Consider the following 15,547-nt stretch of genomic DNA (forward strand, 5'->3'; position numbering starts at 1 on the left):
AGTCCGGTAGGCAGAGGCCGATATCGGTTTTCAGAACTCCATGCGACTAAGGAACATACCCATGAGCGCAAACACCGTTGCCGTATCCGACAGCAGCTTCGAGACGGACGTTCTCAAGGCCGAAGGGCCTGTGCTGGTTGATTTCTGGGCCGAATGGTGCGGTCCGTGCAAGATGATCGCACCCGCTCTGGAGGAAATCGGCGCCGAGTATCAGGGTCGTCTGAAGGTTGCGAAAGTCAACATCGACTCCAATCCGGAGGCCCCAACGAAATATGGTGTCCGCAGCATTCCGACGCTGATTGTCTTCAAGGACGGCAAGCCGGTGGCCCAGCAACTTGGCGCCATGCCCAAGAGCCAGCTCAAGGCCTGGGTTGAACAGTCCATCTGAGACTGGTGCGAAACGTGACGGTTCTGGTCCGTTACGCTTCCTTAAGAGGCGTGGCCACGATCCTTTCCTTTGTGTAGGATCGTGGCCATGCGTTCTAAAACACCGGATTTTCCGTCCCCCGTCCTGCTGACAACCACTGAAGATGTGGTGCGCGTCTGTGAAAAGCTCCAGCAGGAGCCATTCGTCACCATTGATACGGAATTCGTAAGGGAACGGACGTACTGGCCGGAGCTCTGTCTTGTCCAGCTGGCCGGCAGGGAAGATGTCGTCCTTATTGATACGCTGGCGCCCGGAATTGACCTGACGGCTCTGGGGCAGCTTCTGGCGGAACCCGACTGCATCAAGGTATTCCATGCCGCGCGGCAGGATCTTGAAATCTTCCTGCATATTTTCGACCGTCTTCCCGTTTCGGTCTTTGATACACAGGTTGCGGCCATGGTTGCCGGTTTCGGGGATCAGGTCGGTTACGACAGTCTCGTCGGAGCCATTACGGGGCGCTCCATCGACAAGGCGCACCGCTTTAGTGACTGGGCGGCCCGCCCGCTGACCAAGGCGCAGATTGCCTACGCGGCGGCGGATGTCACGCATCTGCGGACGGTTTACCTGGCGCTTCGCAAGCAGCTTGAGGAGCAGGGACGCCTGCACTGGGCGGATGCGGAACAGGGTGTTCTGACCGAAGAGAGCACGTTCCGTCCCGATCCGCGCCGTCTGTGGGAAAAGCTCAAGGCCCGGACGAGTAACCGCCGGATGCTGGGTGTGCTGCGCGAAATCGTTGCATGGCGCGAGCAGGAGGCCCAGAACGCCAATCTGCCCCGCCAGCGCCTGATCCGTGACGAGAGCCTTCTGGAAGTCGCGGCGATCCGCCCGCAGGACGTGGATGCTCTGGCACGTGTCCGTGGCGTGACGCGGGGATTTGCGGAGGGCCGGATGGGCACAGGATTGCTCGATGCGGTGCGCATCGGGGAAGATCTGCCAGAAGCCGATCTGCCTAGGCCGCCTTCCAAAGGGGACCGGACGCGACCTTCTACTGCGCTTGTGGCGCTGCTGCGGGTTCTTCAGGCTGCCAAATGCGAACAGCATAAGGTGGCGCCCCGTCTGGTAGCGTCTTCCGACGATCTGGACCGGATTGCCCTCGGGGAAACGGATGTCGGTGCCCTCAAGGGATGGCGCCGGGAGCTTTTCGGGCTGGATGCGCAGGCTCTGGTCCGGGGAGAAATTGCACTGGCCGTCGTCGATGGCAGTGTGGAGCTCCAGCGCGTGAGGGCGCCCGCCGAATAGAAGCGCCTTCGACGTTGCCGGGAGTTTCTGGTAAGACCATTCTCCAAGCAAGATCCGGTTCCAGTGAACCGGGACGGAATACCAACACGAGAACGGATCGTTGCCGATCCGGATGCGGGACAGAGGAACCGATATATGGACTGGACGGACGAGACGATCGCCAGGCTTCGCGAGTTGTGGAGTCAGGGACTTTCGACCGCCGAGATCGGCCGCCAGCTCTCCATTACCAAGAACGCTGTTGTGGGCAAGGCGCATCGTCTGGGTCTGCCGCCGCGTCCTTCGCCGATCCGCAACCGCAAGGTCAAGGATGGAGAGGCGGCGACCGAGGCCGCGCCGCGCCGCAAAAGCCCTTCCCGCGCCAAGACCGCTCCGGCTTCTGAACACACAACGCCGGATCTGCTGGCGGATAAACCGGCTGCGACATCTGGGGTCAGCGCTGTTGCGGCGGATGCTGCGCCTGCCGCCCCTAGGAAGGCTGCTGTGGCTGTGAAGGCTGCTCCTGCCAAGGCCAGTGCGCCTCCCGTGCGGCCTGCGCCCGCCCCGGCAGTGAAAGTTGTGGCGGAAAAGCGGGCCGATCCTGTTGTTGCGCCCCCGCTTCGAGACATTCCTGATACGGTATCAAGATCTGCGCCGCGCGCAACGCCTGCGCCCCGTTCGCCCTCTACAACGGCTCAGCGGTTTACGGCCGGGATCGACCGTCCTGCGCGGCGTGGACCGTCCTGCTGCTGGCCGATTGGTGACCCGGGGACGCCGGGCTTTCATTTCTGTGGTGCCACTCCCCTACCGGGCAAGCCTTACTGTGCCGAACATGCCGCCATTGCCTACGTCAAGATCCGCGACCGGCGCGACTGAGCAAGGCTTTTCCCGTCATCAGGGTTTTTCTGAATCCGCTGTTTTCCGATCCGGGGGATAGCGGTTTTTCGGACAGGATACAGGCCTGCACGGTAGCCTCTCATCTGTATGGAGATGACACAAAAAAGCCGCCACTCCTTGCGGAGGGCGGCCTTTTTTGTGATGCCGGATATCAGGAGGCGGCGGCTTCTTTCTTTTCAGAAGCTTTTGCACCCTCGGAAAGTCCCGGGCGGGCCGCACCATCCGTAATCATTTCCAGCTGGCCAGTGATCTGGCCGCCATCTTCAACCTTCAGGCGACGGCATTTGGCCTTGCCGATCAGGCGACCCGTTGCACGGATCGTCAGGCTGCCGTTGACGGTCAGGGTACCGTCGATCGTACCGCCGACTTCGGCGTCTTCCACTTCGATGCCGCCCCGGAATACACCACCCTGCGTGACGGACAGTTCCGTCGCCTGGATCATGCTGGACTCGACGGTCCCTTCAACCACCAGACGCTCGGCGTCCTGCACCGTTCCCTGAACGCTGATGCCGCGTCCGACAACGAGCGTGCGGCGTTCCGGACCGGCCTGGCGCGGCGCACCCGGCACCGTCGCGGTGCCAGGACGTGGAACGCCGGCTGGCGTGGCGCCCGGCGGAGTAGGGGGGGACGGCGGCGTCGGGAAGGGGGAGCGACCCATGGAAGCGGGATCCTTCTGCTGGTTGGAGGGTGTTCCGGATCCTGACGCGGAAGCGGTCTGGCTGGAAGCGTCCGGCCGGTTGGGAAAGATGGGCTGGCCTGCGAGCTTGTTCTCGTCAGGTTTGGCGTCTTCTTCCGGTTTGCGTCTTCTGAACAAGGAAACCCCGCTGCGGATCTGAAAAAACGATAATCAGTCTTGGACATTGACCCCGGACACCGGATGACCCGATGCTGGAGAGCGGTCTTCGACAAGGCTACACGCTGACTGCCCGCCCGGACAAGACGTACATTTTCCTAAATGTCACAATCAGGACATCTCTTTCATCCGGTCGTCGGGCGGCGGGAGTTGGCGTATCCCCACAGGAGCCATATGATCGTGTTGATTTAATGGCGCATGTCACGTGTTTTACCCGTTAAAGCCTTTTTTCCAACAGACTACAGCCTTACTGGAGCTTTCATGTCCACACCCCAGCACGACCTTCTGTGTATCGGCAACGCGATCGTTGACGTTCTTGCATCCGTTGACCAGTCCGTGGCCGAGAAACTGGGGGCCGCTGCCGGAAGCATGACCCTGATCGACGCGCCGACCGCCCATGCCATCGAACAGCATGTGACCGTGGAACGGATTGCCGGTGGTGGCTCAGGCGCCAATACCGCGGTTGTGGCGGCTCGCATGGGTGCGAAGGTTGCGTATCTGGGCAAGGTGGCGGCGGATGAGGCCGGGACCCATTTTGCGCGTGACATGCAGGAGCAGGGCCTGACCTTTCCCTCCCAGCCCCTGCCGCTCGCGGACGATATCCCGACGGCCCGCTGTATCGTTCTGGTCACTCCGGACGGGCAGCGCACCATGTTCACCTATCTCGGGGCCTGCACGGAATTCACACCTGAAGATGTGCATGAAAGCGTCGTGGCTGATGCCGCCATCACCTATCTGGAGGGGTACCTGTACGACAAGCCGCACGCCCAGGCCGCTTTCGAGCATGCGGCGAAGCTGGCGCGCAAGGCGGGTCGTCAGGTGGCCCTGACGCTGTCCGACACGTTCTGTGTCGAGCGGCATCGTGCCGCGTTCCGGGCGCTGGTGGCGGGACATGTGGATATTCTTTTCGCGAACGAAGCTGAACTGCTGGCACTTTATGAAGTGTCCGACTTCGAAGATGCCCTGCGTCAGGTCGGGACGGAGACGCAGCTTGCGGCCATCACGCGCGGTGAGAAGGGGGCTGTTGTCATCAGTAGCGGGGAACGCCATGATGTTCCGACTTCTCCCGTCAGTGTCGTGGATACGACTGGCGCTGGAGATGCTTTTGCTGCGGGATTCCTGGCCGGGCTGAGCCGCAGGCATGATCTTGTGACCTGCGCAAAGCTGGGAAATCAGGCAGCAGGAGAAATCATCACCCGTTTCGGTGCCCGCCCGGAAGACGATTTTTCCCTTCGTGCCTGAGAGGCGTTCTGAAAAGCAGGAAGGAGCGCCGACTGTTCACGTCGTGCTCCTTCTGGCGTCCGCTCAGAGATCGGCCCAGCCGATCCGGGCCACATGTGCCCGCTCGAACGCTTCCCGGACGGTCGGGTTCAGCAGTGCTGCCAGTTCGCCAGTCTGGTCATAGTCCGGCATGAAGCGGTGCATCATGGCGTTCTGGGCCGTAGCCGGGTGAAAATAGATCTCGCTGATGCCTGATGGCAGGCGCGGGATCAGGCCCCTTATATGGTCGGGCGTCATATGCCCTGACCACCGCAATCCGAAGCACCAGTCATTGGTTTTAAGTCCGGCACGGCGGATCTGGTGACGCAGAACGCCGATCCAGTGACGGAGGGCCCAGTCGCCGATGGTATCGCTTTCTTCGAGTGGGGCAGGAGGCTCCAGCGGCGAGCGTACGGCTTTGAGGCCATGTCTGACACCGGATTCGATCAGAAACCGTCCCACCGTCGGATGGAGGTGCATATGCTTGTGGGCATTGGCATGATCGAGCGGCAGCCCGGTCAGGGCGAAAGCCCGGAACTGGGCCTCGATTTCGCGGCAGATGGCGCTACGGGCCGCCGGATTGAAGAAATAATCCACCCCAAGCCTGAACTGATCCCGTCCGAACCAGCCTTCTGAATCCGTGATGGCTGGCAGATCAAGGACCGATTTGCCTTCAATGGCTACGACATGCAGCCCGACCTTCAGGTCCGGCATGGTTCTGGCCCGGCGCACGGCATCCGCCGCCGCATTTCCGGTCACCATCAGGCTGGTGGTGGAGAGGATGCCCCTGCGATGAGCCTCTTCGATCGCATCATTGACTTCAAGGCTCATGCCGAAATCATCGGCCGAGACAATGGCGCGGCGCGTCATACCGTTTCTCCGCTGGGAGGTCTGGGAAACAGAACAGGGCATGGCCGTATGACAGCCATGCCCTGTTCAAGATAATCATCGCATCATGGCGGACGTTACGCCGCGTGACGGTCCTTCAGGAACTGGAAGAATTCCACGCCTTCACGCAGACGGCGCTTCATCATCTGCGGGCTGCGGATCATCTCGTTCAGGATGGAGGTGATCTTGGAGCTGCGGAAATAGAACTTCCGGTAGAATTCCTCGACGCTTTCGAAGATTTCCGTATGTGAGAGATGCGGGTAGTGCAGCGGAGCGATCTGCACACCGTTTTCGTCAATCAGTTCGGCTTCAGCCTCGTTCAGCCAGCCATTTTCCGTGGCCTGCTTGTGCAGCGCCGTTCCGGGATAGGGCGCGGCGAGGGAGACCTGAAGCGTGTGAGGATTGATTTCCTTGGCGAACTCGATCGTTTCTTGGATCGTCTCCTTCGTCTCGCCCGGCAGACCGACTATGAAGGTACCGTGGATCTTGATGCCCAGCTTGTGACAGTTGCGCGTAAATTCCTTGGCGACTTCAACGCGCATGCCCTTCTTGATGTTGTGAAGGATCTGCTGATTGCCGCTTTCATAGCCGACGAGCAGCAGGCGCAGGCCGTTTTCCTTCATGACCTTCAGGGTCTCGTAAGGAACGTTCGCCTTGGCATTGCAGGACCACGTGACACCCAGCTTGCCCATTTCACGGGCAATGGCCTCGGCACGTGGGAGGTCGTCCGTGAAGGTGTCATCATCGAACATGAATTCCTGCACTTCGGGGAAGTACTGCTTGGCCAGCCGGACTTCCGCCGCAACATGCTCCGGGCTACGGGTGCGGTAGCGGTGTCCACCGACCGTCTGCGGCCACAGGCAGAACGTGCAGCGCGACTTGCAGCCGCGACCCGTATAAATGGAAATATACGGGTGCTTCAGATAGCCGATGAAGTAGTCGTTGATGTTGAGATCGCGCTTGTAAACCTCGGTTACAAACGGAAGGCTGTCCATGTCCTCGATCATCGCGCGGTCCTTGTTCGCGATGATCTCGCCCTTTTCGTTCCGCCAGGTGATACCGTCTACTTCGGCGAGGGGCTTCCCCTCAGCGATTTCCTTGATCGTGAAGTCGAATTCGTTGCGGGCCACGAAATCGATCGGGCTGCCCTGTTTCATGCTTTCGTCAGGCTGCACGGCAACCTTAGCGCCGACCATGCCGATCAGGAGCTTGGGGTTAGCGTCCTTGAGCATCTGGGCCACGCGCACATCCGAGGCGAAGGACGGCGTGGAGGTGTGCATGACCACGAGATCACGGTTCTTCACGTCTTCCAGGATGGGATCCATGCCCATCTTGGCCGGCGGCGCATCAATCAGGCGCGACCCGGGAACCAGAGCGGCCGGCTGGGCGAGCCATGTCGGGTACCAGAAGGACTTGATTTCACGCTTGGCCTGATAACGGGAACCAGCACCACCGTCGAAGCCGTCGAAGGAAGGAGGCTGGAGAAAAAGGGTTCTCATCATGGTGAACACTCCTATTGGGTGGCGCCCGGTTCAAGCGGGGTAGCGCGAACCGTGGATTTTCGTTTTCTTCGGGCGATATGGACCGTTCTGCCGCGCCATGCAACGCGTGATCCACGGACACTGCCGACCATGATGGCTGCCGAAAGCCAGTCCCGAACGATCAGCAGCGGCAGGGCCACAGGTAATGGGCACTCCGTAGCACGATCTATAATTGTGCTTCCAGCCGCGCGTATGAACCATGTCAGCGCGAAAAAGAGCCAGCTCCACCAGGCCGTGGGCCGGAACAGCACAGCGACGATGGACCAGAAAAGCGGAAGCTGGATTGCGGACAGGCCATAGCCAACGGGCGCCACGTTCTTGACTGTCCGCCCCCAACGCAGTTCGTGAGCCAGAAGTTCGCTCAGCGTATGTTCGCCAACCGTCGTGTGGGTCAGGGAGGGCGCAATCGCGATCTTTCCGCCCCGTGCACGGATAAGCTGGCCCAGTTCGGCATCGTCAGCTACATGATCCACCAAAGCTTCCAGACCGCCAATAGCCTCCAGTTCCTCCCTACGCAGGGCCATGGTTGCGCCAAGGCAGTCCTGACGGCCCAGAAAACGCGACATCATGACGCCAGGGAGGAAGTTGTGATTGATCTGGCAGGCACCAAGCTGCTGCACAAGCGTGCCGGCCGCCGCCCGACCTGCATACAAGGTCGTAACCAGTCCGACCCCCGGCTCCCGCAGGGTGGAAATCACATGACGCAGATAGCTGGGACTGACATGGATGTCGGAATCCGAAATCACGATCATGTCATGACGGACCTGATCATACATGTTGATCAGGTTACCGATTTTCCGGTTGGGGCCATGTTCCGCCGGATTGATGACCACATCCACGGGAACGGCGGGATACCGCTGCCTCAGACGCTCGACGACAGCAAGAGCCGTATCGCTTTCGTCCTGAACGCCGAAGATGATCTGGAATTCAGGATAAGTCTGCTGAAAGATGCTTTCAAGGGCTTCTTCCAGCAGGGGCTCGTTTCCGTGCAGGGGCTTGAGAACTGTAACGGCAGGCCACTGCCGGTCGTCCAGCCGGACAGCCGCGTCCGCCTTCCGCTCCGTCCTGCGGAAGCGGGCCAGCAGCGTTGCGCCGGCAAGGGTCTGAAGGTTACCGGCCAAAGAAACGAGTGTACAGAAACCGGCTGCGATCGTGAGAGGTAAAGGCACGTTGGTCTTTTAACCCTCCTTCAGGCGGAAGTGAAGAGACCTGCCTGAAATGCCCTGTTTCAGTCATGAAGGAAATGCGCGGTCTTGCGGTCGAGGAGTTCGGCCAGTCCGTTGGCTCCGCCCTGGCTCAGGGCACCGCCGAAATCGGCCCGCTGTGCAGCAACCTGACTGATATGGGCGTTCAGGAGCACGTCGGTGATGCGCCAGCCGGAGGGGCCGTTGACCATGATATAGTTGAGTGGGGTTGCATCCCCACCCTGACCGCCGATCGTCGTATCGACGATTTCACCGCCCGTGGGGTTGCTGCGGACCTGGGGCAGAATGGTGAAAACCGCATTCGTGCCCGGCTTGAAGGAGGATGCATAACGCGCCACCGTGAACTGGCGGAACGAGCCGAGAAGATGCGTGCGGTCCGCGGCGCTCAGGCTGTTATAGCGGATACCTACAGAGCGACGCAGGATGGCTTCCAGATCGAAGGCCCGGTCCACGGCCGGGGCAATGATGGCTGCGCGCTGCTGGGCGGTCTTGCCACTGTCCTGCGCCGTTTTGAGCGCATCGTACAGACCACGGATGGGAGCGGAGACGGATGACGCGTTCTGTTGCGCGGCATCGGCGGACTGTGCGACGGCTATCCCTGTGACCGGGCCCGCGAGAAGGCAGGCTGAAAGAATGGACAGAGTCGCTTTCTGTGCAAATCGGCAAATCATTGTCATGCTTTCGTCCTCTGAGACGTTTTGTGCAAGAGGTCATGTGTCTGATGGAAACTATCAAGCGTGGTTACGCATAAAACCATCTGTGTTCTAATAGCCACATCTATCAAAGGAATTGCAGGTGACGACATTGAGGCGAACCCTGCAATGGGTTTATAGCCAGTCAATCGACTGCCCGACGGTTCTTCGTCATTTCCGGCTACGGCCAACGGAAAGAGGGAGCCAGCCGCGGGACATTCCACGATTGTGAACGGCTCCGGGCGCCATGACGCGCATCCCAACCGGACGCCAGAACCAGAGGATTATAATGGCCGTTCCTTTGATGCAGGCTGTCCGAGTCGGACGGTACGTTGTCAAGCAGCACCTCACGGGCCGCAAGCGATATCCGCTGGTCCTGATGCTCGAACCGCTGTTCCGCTGCAATCTGGCCTGTGCAGGCTGCGGCAAGATCGATTATCCAGCACAGATCCTGAACCAGCGCCTCAGCCTGCAGGAGTGTCTGGATGCCGATACGGAAGCAGGCGCTCCAGTTATTGCCATCGCGGGTGGCGAACCCCTCCTTCACAAGGAAATGCCGCAGATCGTCAAAGGTTTGATCGATCGGAAAAAATACGTTTACCTGTGCACGAACGCGCTGCTTCTTGAAAAGAAGCTCGACGATTACGAGCCTTCGCCTTTCTTCTCTTGGGATATTCATCTCGACGGAGACAAGGTGATGCACGATTCTTCCGTGTGTCAGGAAGGTGTGTTCGAGAAGGCTACTGCCGCGATTCGTCTGGCGAAGTCCCGCGGTTTCCGTGTTTCCATCAACTGCACCCTTTTCGATGGTGCGGTGCCAGAGCGCGTGGCGGCATTCTTTGACGAAGTGATGGCCATGGGGGTCGATGGTGTCATGACGGCGCCGGGTTACGCCTATGAGCGTGCACCGGACCAGGAGCACTTCCTGAACCGCCAGAAGACGAAGCAGCTTTTCCGTGACATCTTCCGGCTGGGCAAGGGCCGCAAGTGGCGCTTCACGCAGTCTCCGTTGTTCCTGAACTTCCTGGCGGGCAATGAAAACTATCATTGCACCCCATGGGGCAAGCCACTGCGTACCGTCTTTGGGTGGCAGCGTCCGTGCTATCTGCTCGGCGAAGGGTATGCGAAGACCTTCCGTGAACTGATGGACGATACGGCCTGGGAGCAGTACGGCACGGGTGCATATGAGAAATGCGCTGACTGCATGGTGCATTCTGGTTACGAATCGACGGCGGTCATGGATGCGGTTCAGCGTCCCTGGCATATCGCCAAGGTTGCCCTGTTTGGCCCTGAAACCGAAAAGCCCATGGTTCCGGAGATCTCTCTGGCGAACCAGCGGCCGGCCGAATATGATTACGAGGCGCAGGTTGCGCAGCAGATGGAAAAACTGACCACCGGCGGCAAGCCGAGTCGTGGCCCGCGTGTCCGTGTTAATGGTCGTCCGGCCAATACGGTGACGGAAGCCGCGGATGCTGCGGATTGAACCACTTCCCTACAAGGGAACAGTCTATGTGAAAAAAGCCGCTCCTACTAAAGGGGCGGCTTTTTTATTGAGGAAAGGGTAATGGCGCAGGATTTCAGGAATGTCATGGTAACGAGCGCTGGGCCTGCTATCATTGCTGCTTCATTACTCTGGCCGGACCATGTTGACCCCGATTTTCGTTATCTGCCTGCTTATTCTTCTCAATGCCATTTTTGCCATGGGGGAGCTGGCGCTGATTTCGGCCAAGCGGCCCCGTCTGGAAGTTCTGGCCAAACAGAATGTCCGCGGCGCGCAGGCTGCGCTTCGACTGGCTGAAGACCCGCACAGTTTTCTGCCAACAGTTCAGATCGGTATGACCCTGGTCTCCATTCTGGAAGGAACATTTGGCGGGAGCCAGATCGAGAGCACGGTCAAGGACGGGATCGCCACTATCCCTCTTCTGCAACCGTTCGCGGGGGAACTGTCGATTGTTCTGGTCGTCGCGCTCATCACCTTTGCCATGCTGGTTTTCGGCGAGCTTGTTCCCAAGCAGATTGCCCTGCAACAGCCTGAGAAAATTGCAGCGCGTCTGTCCTGGCTGCTGGTGGCGGTCGCCCGTATTTCCCAGCCCGTGGTCTGGCTGCTGAGTGGAATGTCTTCTCTGGTTCTGAGGCTGCTTCGTGTCGGCCCGCTGACTAGATCTGCGGTGACGGAAGAGGAACTGCGAGCTGTTCTAGCGGAAGGTGCACGGGCAGGCGTTCTGGAGACCGACGAACAGGCCATGATCGAACGTCTGCTGCGTCTGGCGGACCGTCCCGTCCGGGCAATCATGACGCCGCGTAACGAACTGTTCTGGATAGATCGCCATGCCGATCAGGAGACGCTCCGGCGCAAGCTGCGTCAGTCGTCCTTTGCGCGCATCGTGGTCTGTGAAGGTGATGTCGATCATCCAGTCGGTGTTATCCTGGCGAAAGACATCATGGATCGTCTGCTGCTGGGATTGCCGGTTTCGATTGACGCAGTGCTGCGGGAGCCACCCGTCATACCGGACAGTCTGAGTGCTCAGGACATGATCGAACGCCTGCGCGGAGTAAATCTGGGCATTACATTCGTGCTGGATGAATACGGCTCTTTTGAAGGCATCGTCACTCCATCTGATGTCTTCGAGGCGATCGTCGGTGAGGAAAAGACGGAAACCTCTCCCGATGAGCTGAGGGCTGATGAAAATGGCGATGAGTATGTGTTCGATGGCTTCATGCCGGCGGATGAACTGCGCTCCCGCCTCGATCTGGATACCCTGCCAGGCAGTGGCAGTTACCATACGCTGGGTGGCGTGTTGCTGGCTCTTTTACGGAGAGTTCCTGCGAAGGGCGACAAGGTCGCGTTCGAAGGATGGCTGTTTGAAGTTCTCGAGATGGATCGCCGGCGCGTGGCGAAAGTGAAAGTCAGCCGGCAGGTTCTTGCGGATGATTGAGCCCTGACAGATTCAGGCTTTGCTGATGAACAGCACCTGCCGGTCGGCCGGTGATGCATAGCTGCCCTGCTGTCCGTATCCCTGCGTCAGGGACGTTGGCGGGGTCTCGGTCAGGAGATCAATGACCCTTTTCTGGGCTGTGATGGCGCGTTGCAGAAGTTCTCCGTTGCGGTTTCCCAGTTCGGTCACCTGTTCGAGCAGGTGATGATACGGCAGGAAAGGTGCTGCGGGCTTGTCAGGAAGCTGGACGTCAGCACTGCGTGTGCCGCAGACGCTCTGACGGGCCGTTGCATCTGCCACTTCCTTCTCCAGAGCCGTAGCTGCGGCCTGTTTTTCTGGCAGAAGCGCAAGAGCCTGAGGAACCTGCGCGGCAGTCAGAGCATCGTTCTCCGCCTTTAGAACCGCGATCAGCCGTTTGATGGCCGAGACAAGGGAGAGGCTCATTTTTTCTGCTCCTGCATGGCCAGCATCTGCCGGTCGATGGCATCTGTAAGACCTAGGCCACCGTTCTTTTCCATTTCCCTAGCGATCTGTTCCACCATCATGGGGCGGAACTGTTTTTCGCCAGCGCCGCCGCTGAACATGTTCTGGCTGCCATCATCGGTTTCAAACATGGGCTGGAGCATCTGATTGATGGCCATGGCCTCGAAATCCTGGGCGGATTTCAGGGTCTTGGCCGGATCAATGGTCTGAGTTCCAAGCGAGAAGCCCTGGGATGCAGGTGAGGGTACGGAAGCAGGAGAAGACGAAATTTTCATTAGCGCATTTCCAGTTCTGCCTGCAGGGCGCCATCCGCCTTGATGGCCTGCAGGATGCTGATCATGTCCCGGGGGCCAACCCCCAGTGCGTTGAGACCGGACACCAGACCCCGCAGGGTCGTGCCGCCAGGCAGCATGGCGAGATGATGATCCTTGCCTGTATCTACCTTGACATTCGTGCGGGGAACGACCGCCGTCTGCCCGCCCGAAAATGGGCCAGGCTGTGATACTTCGGGTGTTTCCGTGACCTGAACGGTCAGATTGCCCTGCGCGACGGCTACCGTGCTGATGCGGACATCCGCTCCCATGATGATGGTGCCGCTGGCTTCATCCACAATCACTTTCGCAGGCGTGTCCGGCGTGACCATCAGGTCACCAATGCGGGAGAGCGTGGGTACCGGGTCGTGGCTGGTAAGGTTTAGAAGAACGGTTCTCGGGTCCTGAACGGTCGCAATGGGGCCAAAAGTGCGGTTGATAATGGCAGTCATGCGACTTGCCGTCGTGAAGTCGGGGTTACGCAGGCTCAGATGCAGATTGGCTCTGTGTGTCAGGTCGAAGGGGACTTCCCGTTCGACAATGCCGCCATTGGCGATATGACCGCTTGTCGGAGTATTGCGCGTGATCGAGGCCGCTGCGCCGCGGGCCGTGAAGGCGTTGGTTGCCAGTGAGCCTTGTGCGACAGCATAGACTTCGCCATCGGCCGCCATCAGAGGTGTTACCAGAAGCGTCCCCCCTGTCAGGGAAGAGGCATCGCCGGCAGCGGAAACCGTTACGTCAATACGGTTGCCCCCATGGGCGAAAGGCGGGAGGTCCGCTGTTACCATGACGGCGGCAACGTCATGCGTCTGGAGCTGTGTTTCCTGATCGCGAATGTTCACACCCAGACGGTTGAGCATGGAAATCAGGGTTTCCCGGGTGAAAATCGTATTGGTCAGACGGTCTCCCGTTCCGTTCAGCCCCACGACAAGCCCATATCCGATCAACTGGTTGCTACGTACGCCTTCCATGTCCGTGATGTCCTTGATACGGACGGTGGCGGCGCTGGAAAATATTGGGAACAGTAATAAAAAACCGCAGAAAAACGCTAGAAATCGGCAATATATGACAGGATGGAAGGAAGAAAATCGCATGGGTGTCTGACACTGTCCTGACATCTGGCCGGAGGTTCTGGGCTCCTGATCCGGCAGAATGAGGAAACAGAGTAAAAAAACCCCTAACGGAGAGGCAGATTTCTGCCCTTTCTGATGCTCTGAATATGATGTTCGGACTTGGCGTATGGGTTCGTGGTGGGTATAAGCCGCCCGTCAAGCGCCCACGGCTGGCAGGGTCGGACGTCGGCGGAAGTGTCAGGGATTGGATGCGCATGATGATTACGCTGCCGCCGGATTATAAGCCCTCCGACAAAGAGGAATTCATGAATCCTCTTCAGGTCGAGTATTTTCGGCAGAAGCTTTTGCGCTGGCGTGCGGATCTGCTGAAAGAAGCAGATGGAACACTGGCGAGTCTCTCCGAGGGGGGAATCCATGAAGCGGATATTACCGACAGGGCCAGTGTCGAGACGGATCGGGCCTTTGAACTCCGGACGCGGGACCGCGCCCGTAAGCTGATCGCCAAGATCAACATGGCGCTCGACCGGATCGAGGATGGCAGCTACGGCTTCTGCGAGGAAACGGGGGAGCCGATCGGCCTGAAACGTCTGGAAGCGCGCCCGATCGCAACGCTTTCCATCGATGCTCAGGAACGGCACGAACGCATGGAAAAGGTCCATCGGGACGATTAAGGGGTTGCGCTTGGCGTGCTGAACGGATAGGAAGCGCGCCAAGGCAACAGATGCTGCTGTAGCTCAGTGGTAGAGCACTCCCTTGGTAAGGGAGAGGTCGACAGTTCAATCCTGTCCAGCAGCACCAGCCGCTCTCTCAAAACTGAAAAATAACCCGTTCAGCTTTCCGGACCGGATGGCACAGGAAGCAGATGCTGCTTGCCTTTTCGTGCGGTTCGGACAGGCGTACCGCTCTCATTCCGAAGCAAATCGGGGGAATCTGTCATTTCACGCCATGGTTGCCGGAAGGTAGCGGTTGAGCAGGCTTGTTGCTTCCGGAGGCAGGCTGAAGAAATCCGTCGAAGGGTGTGATCTGTCTTGCGTCCGTGATGAAGGCGGGATGCGGCGTGCATGAGAAAATGACTGTGCCGCGATCAGAACCGCCAGTTGAATATCCGTAGGGAGCGTGGCTTCCAGCGGATCACCTTCGGTATTTTTCATGCCGGCAACGATCCAGCCCGCCCGGTACTGCACGACATACAGCCCCGGCTGCCATCCGCACTGTCCTGGTGGATACAGGATGGCGCAGAGGGCATTGAAGCTCCATCCATTCATTGGCTCTGGCAGCAGTTGTCCTTCCCATATGACGGCCCCCACAGACAGGATGGGCCAGACTCCCAGTTTCAGGGCGAGGGGAGAGTCATCATGACGAACGCGGATCTGTTCTTCCCACTCATTCAGCAGAACTGGACGCTCCATGTAATTTTCAACGGCCGCTGACACCTGAAACAGACAGTCTTCCAGATCCCGGTCATGCGATGTGTCTGAAAGAGGAATGGAAAGATGTGTTTTCAGGGTGGCTAAAGAGGCAAGCGGCCTGCTTTTCCCCATTCCGTTCATCTCGGCGCTGGACATGTGTCTATACTCCTGCCGCAGGTCAGTGTCTGGCTGTTGGATAAACTGTTGGTGGAATGAACATGGGGTCTCTGAAAGACGGCCCGGACCGCTCGGATCTGACAAACGTGATATCGGGCAGTCGCTTTCCTGCTGTGCATTTCCAGGAAAACAGGTCCCTGCTTCGGTACTGAGGGAAGGCTCCCATGGTGATATACGATT

16 protein-coding genes and 1 tRNA gene are annotated in these 15,547 nt (G+C 59.1%); 8 read left to right on the forward strand and 9 right to left on the reverse strand.

All coding sequences use genetic code 11. The features are described from left to right. The first annotated feature begins 61 nt into the window (after positions 1-61). From trxA to GMO_RS00450, 3 genes are all read left to right on the forward strand, one after another. Positions 62-388: a thioredoxin TrxA gene (gene trxA, locus GMO_RS00440; protein ID WP_008850247.1), complete on the forward strand. Its 327-nt coding sequence runs from the start codon at positions 62-64 to the stop codon at positions 386-388. Positions 389-475: 87 nt separating this feature from the next. Continuing rightward, positions 476-1,666 (forward strand): ribonuclease D, encoded by a 1,191-nt coding sequence (gene rnd / locus GMO_RS00445; RefSeq protein WP_040507306.1) that lies wholly within the window; start codon positions 476-478, stop codon positions 1,664-1,666. 135 nt (positions 1,667-1,801) lie between these two features. Then, entirely contained in the window at positions 1,802-2,518 is a 717-nt protein-coding gene (locus GMO_RS00450) for a GcrA family cell cycle regulator (protein ID WP_040507307.1), read from the forward strand. A 172-nt stretch (positions 2,519-2,690) separates the two neighbouring features. On the opposite strand, the gene GMO_RS00455 is transcribed toward GMO_RS00450, so the two are convergent. Then, positions 2,691-3,353, reverse strand: a complete 663-nt coding sequence (locus GMO_RS00455; protein WP_245528397.1) for a bactofilin family protein — start codon at positions 3,351-3,353, stop codon at positions 2,691-2,693. Positions 3,354-3,653: 300 nt separating this feature from the next. Between GMO_RS00455 and GMO_RS00465 the strand changes: the two genes are divergently transcribed. After that, complete coding sequence (locus tag GMO_RS00465) at positions 3,654-4,634, forward strand: adenosine kinase (RefSeq protein ID WP_008850252.1); 981 nt, start codon at positions 3,654-3,656, stop codon at positions 4,632-4,634. A 63-nt stretch (positions 4,635-4,697) separates the two neighbouring features. Here GMO_RS00465 and hpnK read toward each other — a convergent pair whose 3' ends face one another. From hpnK to GMO_RS00485, 4 genes are all read right to left on the reverse strand, one after another. Further along, on the reverse strand, positions 4,698-5,522 hold the full coding sequence (gene hpnK / locus GMO_RS00470; RefSeq protein WP_008850253.1) for a hopanoid biosynthesis-associated protein HpnK: 825 nt from the start codon (positions 5,520-5,522) through the stop codon (positions 4,698-4,700). Positions 5,523-5,617: 95 nt separating this feature from the next. Continuing rightward, positions 5,618-7,042 carry a hopanoid biosynthesis associated radical SAM protein HpnJ gene (gene hpnJ, locus GMO_RS00475; RefSeq protein ID WP_040507309.1) on the reverse strand — a complete coding sequence of 475 codons (1,425 nt, stop codon included), beginning with the start codon at positions 7,040-7,042 and terminating at the stop codon, positions 5,618-5,620. Between the two features lie 11 nt (positions 7,043-7,053). Then, entirely contained in the window at positions 7,054-8,250 is a 1,197-nt protein-coding gene (gene hpnI / locus GMO_RS00480; RefSeq protein WP_008850255.1) for a bacteriohopanetetrol glucosamine biosynthesis glycosyltransferase HpnI, read from the reverse strand. Between the two features lie 59 nt (positions 8,251-8,309). Continuing rightward, on the reverse strand, positions 8,310-8,963 hold the full coding sequence (locus GMO_RS00485; protein WP_040507310.1) for an ABC transporter substrate-binding protein: 654 nt from the start codon (positions 8,961-8,963) through the stop codon (positions 8,310-8,312). Positions 8,964-9,267: 304 nt separating this feature from the next. Between GMO_RS00485 and hpnH the strand changes: the two genes are divergently transcribed. Then, complete coding sequence (hpnH, locus tag GMO_RS00490; protein ID WP_040507311.1) at positions 9,268-10,461, forward strand: adenosyl-hopene transferase HpnH; 1,194 nt, start codon at positions 9,268-9,270, stop codon at positions 10,459-10,461. Positions 10,462-10,621: 160 nt separating this feature from the next. Next, a complete protein-coding gene (locus GMO_RS00495; RefSeq protein ID WP_040507534.1) occupies positions 10,622-11,914 on the forward strand; it encodes a hemolysin family protein in 1,293 nt (430 codons plus the stop codon). A gap of 12 nt (positions 11,915-11,926) precedes the next feature. Here GMO_RS00495 and GMO_RS00500 read toward each other — a convergent pair whose 3' ends face one another. The 3 genes from GMO_RS00500 to GMO_RS00510 are packed head-to-tail and all read right to left on the reverse strand — an operon-like array spanning position 11,927 to position 13,802. Next, the gene (locus GMO_RS00500; protein ID WP_008850260.1) at positions 11,927-12,358 is read right to left on the reverse strand and encodes a flagellar protein FlgN; all 432 of its coding nucleotides are present in this window, start codon (positions 12,356-12,358) and stop codon (positions 11,927-11,929) included. Further along, positions 12,355-12,672 carry a rod-binding protein gene (locus GMO_RS00505; protein WP_008850261.1) on the reverse strand — a complete coding sequence of 106 codons (318 nt, stop codon included), beginning with the start codon at positions 12,670-12,672 and terminating at the stop codon, positions 12,355-12,357. Before GMO_RS00505 ends, GMO_RS00500 begins: the two co-directional genes overlap by 4 nt. Next, a complete protein-coding gene (locus GMO_RS00510) occupies positions 12,672-13,802 on the reverse strand; it encodes a flagellar basal body P-ring protein FlgI (RefSeq protein ID WP_040507312.1) in 1,131 nt (376 codons plus the stop codon). The genes GMO_RS00505 and GMO_RS00510 overlap by 1 nt, the downstream gene beginning before the upstream one ends. Before the next feature lie 236 nt (positions 13,803-14,038). Between GMO_RS00510 and dksA the strand changes: the two genes are divergently transcribed. Both dksA and GMO_RS00520 read left to right on the forward strand, forming a co-directional pair. Continuing rightward, the gene (gene dksA, locus GMO_RS00515) at positions 14,039-14,452 is read left to right on the forward strand and encodes an RNA polymerase-binding protein DksA (protein ID WP_040507535.1); all 414 of its coding nucleotides are present in this window, start codon (positions 14,039-14,041) and stop codon (positions 14,450-14,452) included. A 52-nt stretch (positions 14,453-14,504) separates the two neighbouring features. After that, positions 14,505-14,579 (forward strand) — tRNA-Thr (locus GMO_RS00520). Positions 14,580-14,719: 140 nt separating this feature from the next. Here GMO_RS00520 and GMO_RS00525 read toward each other — a convergent pair. After that, positions 14,720-15,346 (reverse strand): hypothetical protein, encoded by a 627-nt coding sequence (locus tag GMO_RS00525; RefSeq protein WP_008850264.1) that lies wholly within the window; start codon positions 15,344-15,346, stop codon positions 14,720-14,722. Between the last annotated feature and the right edge of the window lie 201 nt (positions 15,347-15,547).

Origin of the sequence: Gluconobacter morbifer G707 (genome assembly GCF_000234355.1) — a bacterium.
Classification (GTDB): Bacteria; Pseudomonadota; Alphaproteobacteria; order Acetobacterales; family Acetobacteraceae; genus Gluconobacter; species Gluconobacter morbifer.

Excerpts from the sequence above, each read along its gene's own strand:
- trxA (WP_008850247.1), top strand. The coding sequence starts at position 62 with ATGAGCGCAAACACCGTTGCCGTATCCGACAGCAGCTTCGAGACGGAC.
- rnd (WP_040507306.1), top strand. The coding sequence starts at position 476 with ATGCGTTCTAAAACACCGGATTTTCCGTCCCCCGTCCTGCTGACAACC.
- GMO_RS00450 (WP_040507307.1), top strand. The coding sequence starts at position 1,802 with ATGGACTGGACGGACGAGACGATCGCCAGGCTTCGCGAGTTGTGGAGT.
- GMO_RS00465 (WP_008850252.1), top strand. The coding sequence starts at position 3,654 with ATGTCCACACCCCAGCACGACCTTCTGTGTATCGGCAACGCGATCGTT.
- hpnK (WP_008850253.1), bottom strand. The coding sequence starts at position 5,522 with ATGACGCGCCGCGCCATTGTCTCGGCCGATGATTTCGGCATGAGCCTT.
- hpnJ (WP_040507309.1), bottom strand. The coding sequence starts at position 7,042 with ATGATGAGAACCCTTTTTCTCCAGCCTCCTTCCTTCGACGGCTTCGAC.
- GMO_RS00485 (WP_040507310.1), bottom strand. The coding sequence starts at position 8,963 with ATGACAATGATTTGCCGATTTGCACAGAAAGCGACTCTGTCCATTCTT.
- hpnH (WP_040507311.1), top strand. The coding sequence starts at position 9,268 with ATGGCCGTTCCTTTGATGCAGGCTGTCCGAGTCGGACGGTACGTTGTC.
- GMO_RS00495 (WP_040507534.1), top strand. The coding sequence starts at position 10,622 with ATGTTGACCCCGATTTTCGTTATCTGCCTGCTTATTCTTCTCAATGCC.
- GMO_RS00500 (WP_008850260.1), bottom strand. The coding sequence starts at position 12,358 with ATGAGCCTCTCCCTTGTCTCGGCCATCAAACGGCTGATCGCGGTTCTA.
- GMO_RS00505 (WP_008850261.1), bottom strand. The coding sequence starts at position 12,672 with ATGAAAATTTCGTCTTCTCCTGCTTCCGTACCCTCACCTGCATCCCAG.
- GMO_RS00510 (WP_040507312.1), bottom strand. The coding sequence starts at position 13,802 with ATGCGATTTTCTTCCTTCCATCCTGTCATATATTGCCGATTTCTAGCG.
- dksA (WP_040507535.1), top strand. The coding sequence starts at position 14,039 with ATGATTACGCTGCCGCCGGATTATAAGCCCTCCGACAAAGAGGAATTC.
- GMO_RS00525 (WP_008850264.1), bottom strand. The coding sequence starts at position 15,346 with ATGTCCAGCGCCGAGATGAACGGAATGGGGAAAAGCAGGCCGCTTGCC.